This is a genomic window from Amycolatopsis sp. NPDC004772, from assembly GCF_053601215.1.
This window is the reverse complement of record NZ_JBSGBK010000011.1, coordinates 1-15,251: the sequence shown is the minus strand read 5'-3', so window position 1 is coordinate 15,251 and position 15,251 is coordinate 1. Positions and strand designations below refer to the sequence as shown.

Annotated in this window: 12 protein-coding genes; 9 read left to right on the top strand and 3 right to left on the bottom strand. The window is 70.8% G+C overall.

Features of this window, described 5'->3' with window-relative positions:
• The first annotated feature begins 80 nt into the window (after positions 1 to 80).
• On the top strand, positions 81 to 917 hold the full coding sequence (locus tag ACWEF6_RS09535; protein ID WP_449682485.1) for an SDR family NAD(P)-dependent oxidoreductase: 837 nt from the start codon (positions 81 to 83) through the stop codon (positions 915 to 917).
• Positions 918 to 979: 62 nt separating this feature from the next.
• On the top strand, positions 980 to 3,010 hold the full coding sequence (locus ACWEF6_RS09530; RefSeq protein WP_449682484.1) for a DHA2 family efflux MFS transporter permease subunit: 2,031 nt from the start codon (positions 980 to 982) through the stop codon (positions 3,008 to 3,010).
• 65 nt (positions 3,011 to 3,075) lie between these two features.
• Here the strand turns inward: ACWEF6_RS09530 and ACWEF6_RS09525 are convergent, their stop codons facing one another.
• Positions 3,076 to 3,912 carry a PHP domain-containing protein gene (locus ACWEF6_RS09525; protein ID WP_449682483.1) on the bottom strand — a complete coding sequence of 279 codons (837 nt, stop codon included), beginning with the start codon at positions 3,910 to 3,912 and terminating at the stop codon, positions 3,076 to 3,078.
• A 65-nt stretch (positions 3,913 to 3,977) separates the two neighbouring features.
• Between ACWEF6_RS09525 and ligD the strand changes: the two genes are divergently transcribed.
• Positions 3,978 to 4,919: a non-homologous end-joining DNA ligase gene (gene ligD, locus ACWEF6_RS09520; RefSeq protein WP_449682482.1), complete on the top strand. Its 942-nt coding sequence runs from the start codon at positions 3,978 to 3,980 to the stop codon at positions 4,917 to 4,919.
• A gap of 113 nt (positions 4,920 to 5,032) precedes the next feature.
• Here ligD and ACWEF6_RS09515 read toward each other — a convergent pair whose 3' ends face one another.
• The gene (locus ACWEF6_RS09515; protein ID WP_449682481.1) at positions 5,033 to 6,229 is read right to left on the bottom strand and encodes a thiolase family protein; all 1,197 of its coding nucleotides are present in this window, start codon (positions 6,227 to 6,229) and stop codon (positions 5,033 to 5,035) included.
• A gap of 130 nt (positions 6,230 to 6,359) precedes the next feature.
• On the opposite strand from ACWEF6_RS09515, the gene ACWEF6_RS09510 reads away from it, so the two are divergent.
• The 5 genes from ACWEF6_RS09510 to ACWEF6_RS09490 all read left to right on the top strand — a co-directional run bounded on the left by ACWEF6_RS09510 (position 6,360) and on the right by ACWEF6_RS09490 (position 14,523).
• Positions 6,360 to 6,800 carry a winged helix-turn-helix transcriptional regulator gene (locus tag ACWEF6_RS09510; RefSeq protein ID WP_449682480.1) on the top strand — a complete coding sequence of 147 codons (441 nt, stop codon included), beginning with the start codon at positions 6,360 to 6,362 and terminating at the stop codon, positions 6,798 to 6,800.
• Between the two features lie 203 nt (positions 6,801 to 7,003).
• Entirely contained in the window at positions 7,004 to 10,582 is a 3,579-nt protein-coding gene (locus ACWEF6_RS09505; protein ID WP_449682479.1) for a discoidin domain-containing protein, read from the top strand.
• 58 nt (positions 10,583 to 10,640) lie between these two features.
• The gene (locus ACWEF6_RS09500; protein WP_449682478.1) at positions 10,641 to 11,402 is read left to right on the top strand and encodes an SDR family oxidoreductase; all 762 of its coding nucleotides are present in this window, start codon (positions 10,641 to 10,643) and stop codon (positions 11,400 to 11,402) included.
• 98 nt (positions 11,403 to 11,500) lie between these two features.
• Complete coding sequence (locus ACWEF6_RS09495; RefSeq protein WP_449682477.1) at positions 11,501 to 13,795, top strand: glycosyl hydrolase family 95 catalytic domain-containing protein; 2,295 nt, start codon at positions 11,501 to 11,503, stop codon at positions 13,793 to 13,795.
• A 59-nt stretch (positions 13,796 to 13,854) separates the two neighbouring features.
• Positions 13,855 to 14,523: an HAD family hydrolase gene (locus tag ACWEF6_RS09490; RefSeq protein WP_449682476.1), complete on the top strand. Its 669-nt coding sequence runs from the start codon at positions 13,855 to 13,857 to the stop codon at positions 14,521 to 14,523.
• A gap of 6 nt (positions 14,524 to 14,529) precedes the next feature.
• Here the strand turns inward: ACWEF6_RS09490 and ACWEF6_RS09485 are convergent, their stop codons facing one another.
• Complete coding sequence (locus ACWEF6_RS09485; protein ID WP_449682475.1) at positions 14,530 to 14,691, bottom strand: hypothetical protein; 162 nt, start codon at positions 14,689 to 14,691, stop codon at positions 14,530 to 14,532.
• A gap of 225 nt (positions 14,692 to 14,916) precedes the next feature.
• Here ACWEF6_RS09485 and ACWEF6_RS09480 point away from each other — a divergent pair.
• A partial coding sequence (locus tag ACWEF6_RS09480; protein ID WP_449682474.1) for an IS110 family transposase occupies positions 14,917 to 15,251 on the top strand: 335 nt, incomplete at its 3' end.

The following is a 15,251-nucleotide window of genomic DNA, read 5'->3' as shown; positions in this document are numbered from 1 at the left end:
TTCCACCGCACGCACGGGTTCCGCCCGTTTCTGGTGTCCTTGACGCGCAGCTGAGCCGGTCCCGCGGCACACTGGAGGCCATGGGCTTCCTGGACGGGCGGGCCGTGGTGATCACCGGTGCCGGACGCGGGCTGGGGCGGGCGTTCGCGCGGCACGCGGCCGCGAGCGGCGCCGCGGTCGTCGTCAACGACGTGGACGGCGCACCGGCCTGCGAGACCGTGGCCGCGATCGTCGCCGACGGCGGGACCGCGGAAGCGAGCGTCGGCTCGGTGGCCGATCCGGCCTACGCCCGGTCGCTGATCAGCCTGTGCCGCAGCCGGTTCGGGGCGCTCGACGGGCTCGTCAACAACGCCGCCGTCGGCTACCAACCGCCGCCGTGGGAGGACGACGACGCCGAGCGGACCCGGGCATTGGTCGAGACCAACGTGCTCGGTCCGTTCCACTGTGGCACCGCGGCCGCGAAAGTCATGTGCGCCCAGGGCCGCGGTGTCATCGTGAACGTGACGTCGGGGTCGATGGTCGGCCAGCGCGGCGCCGCCGCGTACTCGGCGTCGAAGGGCGCGGTGGCGTCGATGACCTATTCCTGGGCCTCGGACCTGGCGCAGCACGGCGTGCGCGTCAACGCCATCAGCCCGATCGCCTGGACGCGGCTGATGGCCGCCGACCCGAACGGCAACCGCGACGCCGCGCCGCCCGAACGGGTGGCGCCGCTGGTGACCTACCTGCTCAGCGACCTCTCGGCCGCTGTCACCGGGCAGGTGCTGCGGCTCGCCGACGGGCACCTGCACGCCGTCCGCCAGCCCGCGATCATCCGGCCGGTCCTGCACCGGGAAACCTGGACGGTGGAGGAGATCGCCGCAGCCGTCGACAGCGAGCTCGTGCTCGAATCGCCGCCGCGGGAGCGCTGGACCCTGTGAGCGGCCCGGACCACCGGAACGGGTGGCTATCCACAGTGGACAACGGCCACTAACTTGAGGGGATGACGGCCACCGCCGAGGTCACCCCGGGCGCCGCGGCGCCGCCGGCGCTCAGCCGCGGCCGGGTCAACGCCGTGTTCGGCGCGGTGCTGCTCGGCATGCTGCTGGCGGCGCTGGACCAGACCATCGTCGGCACGGCGCTGCCGACCATCGTCGGCGACCTCGGCGGCGCCGGGCACCTGTCCTGGGTGGTGACGTCCTACCTGCTGGCCGAGACGATCATGACGGTGGTCGTCGGCAAGCTCGGCGACCTGTTCGGCCGCAAGCTGATGTTCCAGCTGTCGGTGATCGTGTTCGGCATCGGGTCCTTCTGCGCCGGGTTCGCCGACAGCATGGTCTGGCTGATCGTCTGGCGCGCGGTGCAGGGCCTGGGCGGCGGCGGGCTGATGGTCACCTCGACCGCGCTGATCGCCGACGTCGTCCCGCTGCGCGAGCGCGGCAAGTACCAGGGCGTGCTCGGCTCGGTGTTCGGCGTGGTGACCGTGGCCGGCCCGATGCTCGGCGGCTTCTTCGTCGACCACCTCTCGTGGCGGTGGGCGTTCTACGTCAACATCCCGCTGGTCGTCGTGGTGCTGGTGGTGGCGTCCTCGGCGATGCCGAACGCGCGCGCGGCGGTCAAACCGGTCATCGACTACCTCGGCATCCTGCTCATCGGCCTCGCCGCGACCGGCCTGACCCTGGTGACGAGCTGGGGCGGCACGCAATACGCGTGGGGCTCGCCGACCATCATCGGGATGGCGCTCGGCTCGGTCGTGCTGCTGGCGGCGTTCGTCTTCGTGGAGCTGCGGGCGAAGGAACCGATGCTGCCGATGCGGCTGTTCCGCAACCCGGTGTTCACCGTCGGCGGGATCATGAGCTTCGTCGTCGGCTTCGCGATGCTCGGCGCGCTGTCGTACCTGCCGACGTACATGCAGTACGTCCAGGGCACGTCCGCGACGACGTCCGGGGTCCGGCTGCTGCCGATGGTGCTGGCCCTGCTGGTGGCCTCGATCGCCGCGGGCAACGCGGTGAGCCGCACCGGGCGGTACAAGATCTTCCCGCTGGCCGGGGCGGCGGGCATGACGATCGGGCTGTACCTGCTGTCGCGGCTGGACACCGGCACCGGGTTCTGGGAGGCGTCGGCGTACATGGCCGTGCTGGGGCTGGGCATCGGGCTCGGCATGCAGGTGCTGACCATCGCGGTGCAGAACACGGTGGACTACGCCGACCTCGGCGTCGCGACCTCGGGCGTGACGTTCCTGCGCTCGATCGGCAGCTCGTTCGGCGCGGCGATCTTCGGCACGGTGTACGCGAACCAGCTGACGCCCAAGCTGGCCGCGCTCCCGGTGCCGCCGGGGGTGGACCCGCGGGCGCTGCAGGTGCCCACGGCGTTGCACGCGCTGCCTTCGTCGGTGTCGGCGCCGGTGATCCGCGCGTACAGCGACTCGCTGCACGTCGTGTTCCTCGCGGCGGCGCCGGTCGGGTTGGTGGCGCTGGTCCTGGCGTTCTTCCTGAAGGAGGTCCCGCTGCGCGACACGGCTCGCGCGGCGGCACCGGACCTGGGCGATGGCTTCGCGATGCCGGAGGCCCGCACGGACGACCGCGAGCTGGAGCGGGCGGTGGCGACGCTGTTCTTCCGCGAACGCCGCCAGGTGGCGCCGTCGATCATCGAGCGCGCCGGGGGAGACCTGGACGAGGGCGGGATGTGGTGCCTGCTGCAGGTCCACCTGCGTCGTCGCCGGGGTGAGCCGGCCACGTTGCCGGCGATCGGCACGTACTTCGGCGTGCCGGCGCAGGTGCTGGAGCCGGCGTTCAACCGCCTGGAGCTGACGGGCCACCTGCGGTACACCCGGGACGGCTGGGAGCTGACGGCCGCGGGCCGTGCCGAGTTCGGCAAGGTGGTCCAGGCCTGGCACGACTGGCTGGCCGACCGCCTCGGCGACTGGGGGCAGGGTGACCGGGCCGAACTGGACGCGGCGATCGGCCGGGTCGCGGCCCGCCTGATGGACCAGAGCGCCGAGTCCCGCGCCTCCGGGCGGCACGCCCTCGTCTGACCTGCCGCGCCGGCTCACGCGCCCCGAAGTGGCATTGGGCGCTTGGGGGTGGCCGAGCGGGAGCGTCAGCGGCGCCAGAAGTCGTGCGGGGTGCGGCCCGGCCGGAAGCCGCACGACTCCACCAGGGCCGCCGCCTGCTCGAAGCCGTGGCCGACCAGGCCCGGCTCGTGGGCGTCGCTGCCGAACGACACCGCCTCGCCGCCCACGTCGAACCACCACCGGACCACCTCACCCGGCAACGGCACCTTCGTGTTGACTTCCAGCGCTCGGCCGCTCGCCTGCAACGCGCGCAGTACCGTCCGGAACTCCTCCTCGAAGTCGGCCGCCACGAACGGGGGACCTTCGGCCGGCCACGAGCGCAGGGCGTAGTCGATGTGGGCGAGCACCGCGAAGTCCGCCGTCGACTCGACCAGGCCCAGCACCTCGGCGAGGTACGCCCGCAGCAGCTCACCCGGCGGCCGGCCCGAGACCACCGTCAGCTCCTGGTGGTGCTCGCCGTCCGGGAGGGAGTGCACCGAGCCCAGGACGCGGTCGAAGCCGTGGGCCGCCAGGAGGGCGTCGGCGCGGGGGCGGTGCCAGTGCGGCTCGCTCAGCTCGACGCCCGACAGGATCCGCAGCTCCGGAAACCGCGCGCGGCACTCTTCGACGCACGCCAGGTACCCCGCGACGTCCAGCTCCGGCGGCTCCAGGACGCCGTCCGGGCGCAGCCGCACCCGGAAGTGGTCCGGCAGCAGCGGCCGGACCGGCTCCGGGATCAGCCAGGGGGTCAGGTCCGCGTGCTCGGTGAACGCCACCGACGGCAGGCCCAGCTCGATCGCCCGCTCGCACGAGCCGACCATCGAACCGGTGACCGTGTCCCAGGACCATTCGGTGTGGACGTGCCCGTCCGTCGGGAGGCTCACCACGCCGATTGTGCACCACCGCCTTTCTCCCACCGCCGCCCTTCGCGCCGCTGTACGGTCATGCCATGGCGTCCAAGGCTGTGGAGCTCGAGGTCGGCCCGCACACCGTGCGGATCTCCAGCCCGGACCGGGTCTACTTCCCGGCTCGGGGTGAGACGAAGCTCGACCTGGTCAACTACTACCTCTCGGTGGGCGACGGCATCGTCAACGCCCTGCGCGAGCGGCCCTGCATGCTGCACCGGTTCCCGTCCGGAGTGGCGGGGGAGAAGGTGCACCAGAAGCGGGTGCCGAACGGTGCTCCGCCGTGGCTGGAGACGGTCCGGGTCACTTTTCCGCGGTACAACCGGCACGCGGACGAGCTGTGCGTCACCGAGCTGGCGCACGTCGCATGGGCGGTGCAGATGGCCACTGTGGAATTCCACCCGTGGAACTCGCGGCGGTCCGACACCGAGAAGCCGGACGAGTGGCGGATCGATCTCGATCCGATGCCCGATTGCGGTTACGACCGGGTTCGGCGGGTTGCTCACGTGGCGCACGAGATCTTGGACGAGCTTGGTGCGGTGGGCTTTCCGAAGACGTCCGGTGGGCGGGGGCTGCACATCTACGTCCGGATCGAGCCGCGGTGGGGTTTCGCCGATGTCCGGCGGGCTGCGCTGGCCTTCGCCCATGAGGTGGAACGGCGGGCTCCGGATGACGTCACCACCACCTGGTGGCGGAAGGACCGGGACCCGCGGTTGCTCTTCGTCGACTACAACCAGAATGCCCGGGACCATACGATCGCCAGTGCATACTCGGTTCGCGGGAATCCTGAAGGGACGGTTTCGACGCCGGTTCGGTGGTCGGAGATCGATGATGCCTTGCCGGGCGATTTCACTATTGCCACTGTGCCTGGGCGGTTCGCCGAGATCGGCGATCTTCATGCCGGGATCGATGATGCTGTTTTTTCGCTTGAGCCGTTGCTCGAGTGGGCTGATCGGGATGGTGTCGAGGTGCCTGATCCGGGGTGATTGTTTGCAACCCCGAAGCGGTCATTGTGCCGTGTTCTGGCTTCGGATCGGGGTTGCGGGGGCCTGGGTTCCGTCGTGGGCTGGTAGTGCGTGCTGCTTCTGTTTTGGTGCGGTTAGTCCAGGCGCTCGATGATTGTTGCGTTGGCCAGGCCTCCTGCTTCGCACATTGTCTGGAGGCCGTAGCGGCCGCCCGTTTGCTCCAAGACCGACAGCAGTGTCGTGGCCAGCCTTGCTCCGCTTCCTCCCAAGGGGTGGCCCAAGGCTATTGCTCCTCCGTTGACGTTCACCTTCGCCAGGTCCGCTCCGGTCTCGTGCTGCCAGGCCAGGACCACGCTGGCGAAAGCCTCGTTGACCTCGAATGCGTCGATGTCCGATACCTTCAGGCCTGCCTTGGCCAGGACCTTGTTCGTGGCCGGGATGATGCCCGTCAGCATCAGGAGGGGGTCGTCGCCCGCTACCGCGAAACTGTGGATCCGGGCTCGGGGCTTCAAGCCCAGGTTCGCTGCCGTCTCGGCGCTTGTGATCAGCAGTGCTGCCGCGCCGTCGTTGATCGGGGACGAATTGCCCGCCGTCACCTGCCAGGCCAGGTGGGGGAAGCGCTGCTCCCAGATGTCCGCCCGGAACGCCGGCTTCAAGCCCGCGAGGACTTCCGTTGTCGTGCCGGGGCGGACCGTCTCGTCGGTGGTGACCTCCCGCAGCATGCCGTCCGGTCCCGGTGCCTTCAGCGGGGCCACCTCGGCCGCGAACTTCCCGTCCGCCCACGCCTTCGCTGCTCGCTGGTGGCTTTGCGCCGAGAACTCGTCCAGCTGTGCTCGGGTGAAACCCCACTTCGCGGCGATCAGCTCCGCGCTGATGCCCTGCGGCACCAGACCGTCCGGGTAGCGGGCCGCCACCTGGGGACCGAACGGATCGCGGCCCGCCACCTGGCTGCCCATCGGGACCCGGCTCATCGACTCGACACCCGAGGCGATCACCACGTCGTACGCACCCGCGATCACGCCTTGGGCCGCGAAGTGGACGGCCTGCTGGCTGCTGCCGCACTGGCGGTCGACCGTCACCGCCGGGACCGACTCCGGGAGCTCGGCCGCCAGCGCCGCCCAGCGGGCCGTGTTCATGCTCTGCTCGCCGATCTGGCCCACCGCGCCGCTGATCACGTCGTCGATGCGGGCCGGGTCCACGCCCGTGCGCTCGACCAGCGACCGCAAGGCGTGGGCGTGCAGGTCCACCGGGTGCACCCCGGCCAGTGTCCCGTTCGGCTTGCCCTTGCCGATCGGGGTTCGTACCGCGTCGACGATCACCGCGTCCGTCATGGCGTCTGCCTCCTCGCAGATCGGGGTCCCTTCGGTATACGCCCGGTCGGTTGGAATCCACAACTCAGCTGTTCGCCACGTCACACGCGGTTGACGTGCTAGGTTGGATTTTCAACCCCGTGGAGGTGGCATGGTCCGGCGTGGTCGCGAATGCTCGGTCGCCGAGGCGCTGGAAGTCGTCGGCGAACGGTGGAGCCTGCTCGCGCTGCGGGAGATCATGCTGGGGGAGCGGCGGTTCAACCAGATCGCCGAGAACACCGGCGCGAGCCGGGACATCCTGGCCGCGCGGCTGCGCAAGCTCGTCGACGCCGGCGTCCTCGAGAAGGTCCAGTACGAAGCCCACCCGCCGCGCCACGAGTACCACCCGACCGAAGCCGGCCGCGCGCTGCAGCCCGTCCTGCTCGGTCTGATGGCCTGGGGTGACAAGTACGTCCACCAGGGCGAACCCCCCACCCTGTGGCGCCACGCCTGCGGCGAAGTGCTCGAGCCGGCCACCGTCTGCGCCTGCTGCGGCGGCCCGGTCGACGCCCCGGGCACCCACGCGATCCGGCTGGGCGCCGTGCACGCCTGAGCCAAGCCGGTACGGCCTCCTCGCATCCCTCGCGAGGAGGCCTTTTTGCTGCGCGGGCGTTGACTTGTGGCCCCGGTCACTGTAAGTCTTGAACGAATCAGTGCAAGAACCTGACAGATGACCGGCAGATCGCGGCAGACGTCAGGAAGATTCCGGTTTCGCTCCGAGTCGTCTCCCTCCCCTCCCCGGATCAGAGGAACCGCATGAGAACGAAGCGTGTGTTGTCACCCGCGGCCGCCTTCGCCGCCTTGTCCCTGCTCCTCACCACGCCCGCCGCTCCGGCGAGCGCGGCGCCGGCCGCACCCGCGCCGGCCGTCCAGGCCGCCTCCGCGACCTACACCGCCAGCAGCCAGTTCGCCGGCTACCCCGTTTCGAATGTCGGCGACGGCAACCAGGACACCTACTGGGAAAGCGCGAACAACCAGTTCCCGCAGTGGGTCCAGGCCGACCTCGGCACGCCGACCGACGTCGCGCAGCTCGTGCTCAAGCTGCCGGGCGCGAACTGGGGCGCCCGCACGGAGACCTTCAGCGTCCAGGGCAGCACCGACGGGACCACCTTCACCGACCTGAAGCCCTCCGCCGGGTACGTCTTCGACCCGGCCAAGGCCAACACGGTCACCGTCGACGTCAGCGGCAAGCCCCGGTTCGTGCGGCTGAACGTCACCGCCAACACCGGCTGGCCCGCCGCCCAGCTCTCGGAGTTCGAGGTGCACGGCCTCGCCGGCGGCGACACGCAACCGCCGTCCGCGCCCGGCAACCTCGCCTACACCCAGCCCGCGAGCGGCCAGCTTCGGCTGAGCTGGTCGGCGTCGACCGACAACACCGGCGTCACCGGCTACGACGTCTACGCCAACAACCAGCTCCGCGGCAGCGTCGCCGGCAACGTCCTGACCTACACCGACAGCCAGCCCGACGGCGCCACGGTCTCCTACTTCGTCCGGGCGAAGGACGCGGCGGGCAACCAGTCGGCCCCCAGTAACACCGTGACCCGCACCGGTACCCAGGCCGGGACGAACCTGGCCCTGGGCAAGCCGATCACGGCGTCCTCGACGGAGTGGACGTATGTGGCGGGCAACGCGAACGACGGCTCCCTAACCACGTACTGGGAGGGCGGCGGCGGGACCTACCCGAACCTGCTGACCGTCGCCCTCGGCGCGAACGCCGACCTGAACCAGGTCGTGGTCAAGCTCAACCCGGACCCGGCGTGGGGGCCGCGGACCCAGACGATCGCCGTCGAAGGCCGGGAGCAGAGCGCGTCCGCCTTCACCACGTTGGCCGCCGCCCAGAGCTACAGCTTCAACCCCGCGAGCGGCAACACCGTGACGATCCCGCTCGGCGGGCGCGCCGCCGACGTCCGCCTGCGCGTCACCGCCAACTCCGGCGCGGGCGGCGGGCAGGCCGCGGAGTTCCAGGTCTTCGGCGTCCCCGCACCCAACCCCGACCTGACCATCTCGGGCGTGTCCTGGTCGCCGCAGAACCCGGTGGAGACCGACGCGATCACCGCGTCGGTGACCGTCCGCAACGCGGGCACGGCGGCTTCGGGCGCGACGAACGTCAACCTCTACCTCGGGACGACCAAGGTCGGCACGGCGAACGTCGGCGCGCTCGCGGCCGGCGCTTCGACGACGGTGTCGGCGAACATCGGCATCCGGGACGCGGGCAGCTACCAGCTGACCGCCAAGGTCGACGAAGCCAACGCCGTCATCGAACAGAACGAGGCCAACAACGCCTACACGAGCTCGACGGCGCTCGTCGTCAGCCCGGTGCAGAGCTCCGACCTGGTCGCGGCCACGGCGTGGTCGCCGAACAACCCCTCCGCGGGCAACACGGTCACCTTCACCACGACCCTGCGCAACCAGGGCACGGTGGCGAGCGCCGGCGGCGCCCACGGCATCACGGTGACGATCACGGACCAGAACGGCACCGTGGTGAAGACACTCAGCGGAACCTACACCGGCGCGATCGCCGCCGGGGCCACCGCGAGCCCGGTCACCGCCGGCACCTGGACCGCCGCCAACGGCCGGTACACCGTCAAGACCGTCGTCGCGAACGACGCCAACGAGCTGCCCGTCAAGCAGGGCAACAACACCGGCACGCAGGCGCTCTTCGTCGGCCGTGGCGCGAACATGCCCTACGACATGTACGAAGCCGAGGACGGCGTCCTGGCGGGCGGCGCCGCCGTGGTCGGTCCGAACCGCACGATCGGCGACCTCGCGGGCGAGGCGTCGGGCCGCAAGGCCGTGACGCTGAACTCGACCGGCTCCTCGGTGGAGTTCACCACCCGCGCGGCCACCAACACCCTGGTCACGCGGTTCTCCATCCCGGACAGCGCGGGCGGCGGCGGGATCACCTCGACGCTGAACGTCTACGTCGACGGCACCTTCCTCAAGGCCATCGACCTCACCTCGCACTTCGCGTGGCTCTACGGCGCCGAGACCGGCCCGGGCAACTCGCCGGGCGCCGGCCCGCGGCACATCTACGACGAAGCCTCGGTGCTGCTGGGCACCACCGTGCCCGCCGGTAGCCGGATCAAGCTGCAGAAGGACGCGGCGAACACGACGAACTACGCGATCGACTTCGTCAACTTCGAGCAGGCCACCGCGGTCGCCAACCCCGACCCGGCACACTTCGCGGTGCCCGCCGGGTTCACCCAGCAGGACGTGCAGAGCGCCCTCGACAAGGTCCGGCAGGACACCACCCTCACCGGCGTCTACCTGCCGGCCGGGACCTACGCGTTGTCGAGCAAGCTGAACGTCTACGGCAAGGCCGTCACGGTCACCGGCGCCGGGCCGTGGTTCACGAAGTTCTCCGCACCCGCCGGGCAGGAGAACACCGACATCGGCATCGACGTGCAGGCGAGCGCGAACGGCTCGACGTTCAGCGGGTTCGCCGTGTTCGGCAACTACACGTCCCGGATCGACGGCCCCGGCAAGGTGTTCAACCTGACGAACGTCGCGAACCTGACGATCGACAACATCTGGGTCGAACACCAGGTGGTCATGGTCTGGGGCACCAACGTGGACAACACCACGATCAAGAACTCCCGGATCCGCGACACCTTCGCCGACGGCGTCAACCTGACGAACGGGAGCACCGGCAACCACGTCACCAACATCGAGGCCCGGTCCACCGGTGACGACAGCTTCGCGCTGTTCGCCGCCACGGACCTCAACCCGGGCAACCAGTACGACAACGTGTTCGAGAACCTCACCGCGCTCACGCCGTGGCGCGCGGCCGGGCTCGCGGTGTACGGCGGGTACAGCAACACCTTCCGGAACCTCTACATCGCGGACACGCTGACCTACTCGGCGATCACGATCAGCTCGCTCGACTTCGGCTACCCGTTCCTCGGGTTCGGGCCGCAGCCGACGACGGTCCAGAACGCCTCGCTGGTCCGGGACGGTGGCCACTTCTGGGGCCAGCAGACCTTCCCGGCGATCTGGCTGTTCTCCGCGTCCAAGGAGTTCCGCGGCATCCGGGTGTCCGATGTGGACATCCAGAGCCCGACCTACAGCGGCATCATGTTCCAGACCAAGTACACCGGCACCACGCCGGAGCACCCGGTCGAGGACACCGTGCTGGCGAACGTGTCGATCACCGGCGCCCACCGCAGCGGGGACGCCTTCGACGCGAAGTCCGGGATCGGGATCTGGGCCAACGAGCTGCCGGAGCCGGGTCAGGGCCCGGCCGTCGGCTCGGCGACCTTCACCGGGCTGACCCTGGCCGACAACGCCGAGGACATCCGCAACCGCACCACCACGTTCACCATCAACCGCAGCTGAGCCAGGCCGCGCGGGCCCGCCGGGAAGCCGTTCCCCGGCGGGCCCGCGCCGTGCCAGGATGACGCCGGAGGTGGTCGACGTGCGGATCCTGGTCACCGGCGGCACCGGGCAGCTCGGCTCGGCGGTCGTGACGCGGCTGCGGTCGGCGGGCGCGGAAGTCCGCGTGCTGAGCAGGCGGGCGGCGCCGGACGTCGTCCGCGGCGACCTGCGGACCGGGCGCGGCATCGACAGCGCCGTCGCCGGGGTGGACGTCGTCGTGCACTGCGCCACCGACTACTTCGGGCGGGAGACGCAGCTCGCGCGCACGCTGATCGAGGCGGCGCGGTGGGCGGGCGGCCCGCACCTGGTGTACGTCTCGATCGTCGGCGTCGACCGGGTCCCGCTCGGCTACTACCGGGCCAAGCACGAGACCGAGGAGCTGTTCGCGGCCTCGGGCCTGCCGTACACGATCCAGCGGGCCACCCAGTTCCACGGCCTGGTCCGCGCGCTGCTCGCGGGCGCGTCCCGGCTCCCGGTGGTGCCGGTGCCGCAGATCTCGTTCCAGCCCGTCGACGTCCGGGACGTCGCCCGCCGCCTCGCCGCCCACGCGCTGGCCGACCCGGCCGGCCGCGCGCCCGACTTCGGCGGCCCGGAAATCCTCACCGCGACCGAGCTGGCCCAGGCGGTCGGCGAGGTGACCGGGCGGCACAAGCGGATCGTGCCGCTGAAGGTGCCGGGGGAGACGTTCCGGGCCTACGCCGACGGTGGGCACCTCACGCCCGGGCACCGCGAAGGCGAGATCACCTTCCGCGAGTACCTGGCCGAGAGCGTTCGTAGGTAATCGGATTAATTACCAAGAATCTTGACCTCGGCTCCGAATAGGTCATATGTTTGGCGGGCTGCACGCCGGTCCTGCCTTCGACGCCGAACGGATCCGACATGTCGAACCCTCCCTCTCGCCGTACGTTCTTCAAGCTCGGAGGCGCGGTCGGCGCCGGTCTCGCCTTCAGCGGCATCCCGCCCTTCGTGGCCAGCGCGGACGTGCTGCGGCCGGCCGTGGCGGACCTGGTGCCGGACGCCCGGGCGACCACGCTGTGGTACCCGGCTCCCGCGGCCGAGGACAAGATCATCGAGCAAGGCCTGTCGATCGGGAATGGTCGGATCGGTGCTCTCGTCGGCGGTGACCCCGCCGCCGACTTCCTCTACCTCGCCGACGCGTCGCTGTGGACCGGCGGCGCCAACGACGTCCTCGACGACGACGGCCAGTTCCCGTACGAACGCGAGAAGTTCGGCACACTCGGCCTGCTGGCGAAGCTGCGGATCTCGGTGCCCGCGCACACCGGCGTCACGGACTACCGGCGCGCGCTCGACCTCAGCAACGGCCTGGTGGTGATCACCTACCGGTACCAGGGCGTCCGGTACCACCGCGAGTACTTCGCGAGCCACCCCGACGACGTCGTGGTGATCCGGTTCAGCGGCGGCCCCGTCACCGGCTCGGTGTCGCTGGAGCCCACCCGCGGCGAGACCTCCTCCGGCGCGACGGCGTTCACCGGCACGTTCGCCAACGGCCTGAAGTACGCGTGCACGGTGGCCGGCGGGGCCACGTTCAGCGGCGACGACGTCGTCATCGTGCTCAGCGGCGGCACGAACTACGTGCCCGACGCGGCGCGGAAGTTCCTCGACGCGTCGCTCGACCCCCTGGCCCTGGCGAAGCGGAAGGCGGCCGCGGCGCAGGCCGCGGGTGGCGGCGCCCTGCGGGCCACCCACGTGGCGGACTACCGGCGGCGGTACGACCGGATGAGCGTCGACCTCGGCCGGTCGTCACCGGCCCAGCGGGCCCTCGACACGTGGTCGCGACTGGTCGCCCGGCACGACCGGCCGGAGGTGCCCGACCCGGAGCTGGAGGCGAGCTACCTGCAGTTCGGGCGCTACCTGACGATCACCGGCTCGCGCGACGGCCTGCCGATGGGCCTGCAGGGCCTGTGGCAGAACACCAACACGCCGGACTGGATGAGCGACTACCACACCGACATCAACGTCCAGATGAACTACTGGCTGGCCGACCGCGCGGCGCTGCCGGAGAGCTTCACTGCCCTGGCCGGCTACTGCCTCGCGCAGCTTCCGGTGTGGACGGACAGCACGAACCGGCTGTTCAACGACCCGCGCAACCGCTACCGGAACACCAGCGGGAAGGTCGCGGGCTGGGCGGTCGCCTTCTCCACCAACATCTACGGCGGCTCCGGCTGGTGGTGGCACCCCGGCGGCAACGCCTGGCTGTGCAACTCGCTCTGGGACCACTACGCCCACACGCAAGACAAGGCCTACCTCGCCCGGATCTACCCGCTGCTCAAGGGGGCGGCCGAGTTCTGGGACGCGCGGCTGCTCCCGATGACCGTCGACGGCCGCGAGGTGCTCGTCGACGACCACGACTGGTCACCCGAGCACGGCCCGCAGGACGCCCGCGGGATCACCTACGCGCAGGAGATCGTCTGGGACCTGTTCGAGCACTACCGCGAAGCCGTCGCGGTGCTGGGCCGGGACCGCGCCTACGGCGACCGGATCGCCGGGCTGCAGAAGAAGCTGTACCTGCCGAAGGTGAGCCCGGCCACCGGCTGGCTCGAGGAATGGATGTCGCCGGACAACCTCGGCGAGACCACGCACCGGCACCTGTCCCCGCTGATCGGCTTCTTCCCGGGCGACCGCATCGCGGCCGACACGGCACCGCGCGAGCTGCTCGACGGCGTCCGGGCGTTGCTGATCGCGCGCGGGATGGACAGCTACGGCTGGGCGACCGCGTGGCGCTCGGCGTGCTGGGCGCGGCTCAAGGACGCCGAGCGTGCGTACCAGCTGCTGCTCACGGTGCTGCGGCCGTCGGTGGACAACGGCAACGGGACCGCGCCGAACTTCTTCGACATGTACAGCCAGGGCAGCTACGCGATCTTCCAGATCGACGCGAATCTCGGCGCGCCCACGGCGATGCTCGAAATGCTGGTGTACTCGCGGCCGGGGGTGCTGGAACTGCTGCCCGCGCTGCCGTCGGCGTGGGCGGCGTCGGGCCGGGTGACCGGGATCGGCGTGCGCGGCGGCTTCGAGGTGGACGTCGCATGGCAGGCCGGGAAGGTCACCAAGGCGGTGATTCGCAGCGTCGGCGGCACCCGGACCGAAGTGCGGGCCGGGACGTGGCGGCGGACCATCACCCTGCGGCCGGGAGCGTCGATCACGGTCCGGCCGTGAATGAGGCCGGCCCGGTGTGGGTATCCGGACGGCTGCACCGACGCAGGGGAGAGGACAGGATGATCCGCTGGGCGACGTTCGACTGCTTCGGCACGCTCGTGGACTGGCGCCACGGCATCACCACCGGGCTGGAGCTGCTGTTCCCCGGCCGCGGCGCGGACCTGCTCGAGGTCTACAACCGGATCGAGCCGCAGGTTCAGGCGGAAGTGCCGGTGCGGCGCTACCGGGAGGTGCTCGCCGAGTCCGTGCGCCGGACCGCGGCCGAAGCCGGGCTGGAGCTGGTGACCGACGACGCGTCGGTGCTCGGCACCGGGCTGCCGTACTGGCCGGTGTTCCCGGACGTCCGGCCGGCCCTGTCCGCGCTGCGGGAAGCGGGCTGGCGGCTCGCGCTGCTGACCAACTGCGACCGCGACCTCATCGGCGAGACCCAGCGGCGGCTGGTGGTGCCGATCGACGCGATCGTGACCGCGGAGGACGTCGGCGAGTACAAGCCGGGGCACGGCCACTTCCGGCGGTTCGCCGCGTCCTTCGACGCGACCGCCGCGAACTGGGTGCACGTGGCGCAGAGCCACTTCCACGACATGGTGCCCGCCCAGGCGCTGGGCATCCCGCGCGTGTGGGTCAACCGGCACGACGGCCCGCAGGACCCGGCGGTGGCGGACGCGGTCCTGCCCGGCCTGGACACCCTGGTCGAGACGGTCGAGCGGGTGCACGCCGGAGCCCGCTGACCGCCGTCACGGGTGGCGCACCACGGCCCGGCGCGGCGGGAACAGCGCGGCCCACAGCGTTTTCCACGGGTGCGAAGCCGGCCGCTCGCGCACCACCGGCGCCGGGCGCTCCCCGGCCCGGTACGCCATCTCCACCTGCACCCAGTCGTGGATCCAATCGCCTCGCATGAGGGCTCCCTAAGGTTGATGTTGTTCGGGGCGAGTGCCCTGGATGCCCAGGGCGTCGGGGTGTGGCTGATGAGGCTCTGCCCGTGTGGTGGCTCGGAAGGAATGGCCGCCCCGTCGTTCTGGACGCCCTGGCCACTGATTCAGATCTGCTGCGAACCGTCGCTGTTTAGGGACCTGCTGGCGGGGTTGTCCACGGGCTTGACTTGCAACAACAGGAGAACGAGGGTGACGGATCGATCGCTGGTGTGGGTCGGTGTCGATGTGGGCAAAGCGACGCATCATGCGTGCGCGATGGACGCGGCCGGCGAGGTGGTGTTCTCGCAGAAGGTCGCCAACGACCAGGCCGCGATCGAGCAGCTGGTCGCCCGCGCCGGTCAGGCTGCCGGCGAGGTGCGGTGGGCGATCGATCTGACCAGTAACGCCGCCGCGCTGCTGGTCGCGGTCCTCATCGCGACCGGGCAGCAAGTGGTCTACGTTCCCGGCCGGGTCGTCAACCGGATGACCGGTGTGTTCCGTGGCGAGGCGAAGTCGGACGCCAAAGACGCGCGGGTGATCGCCGA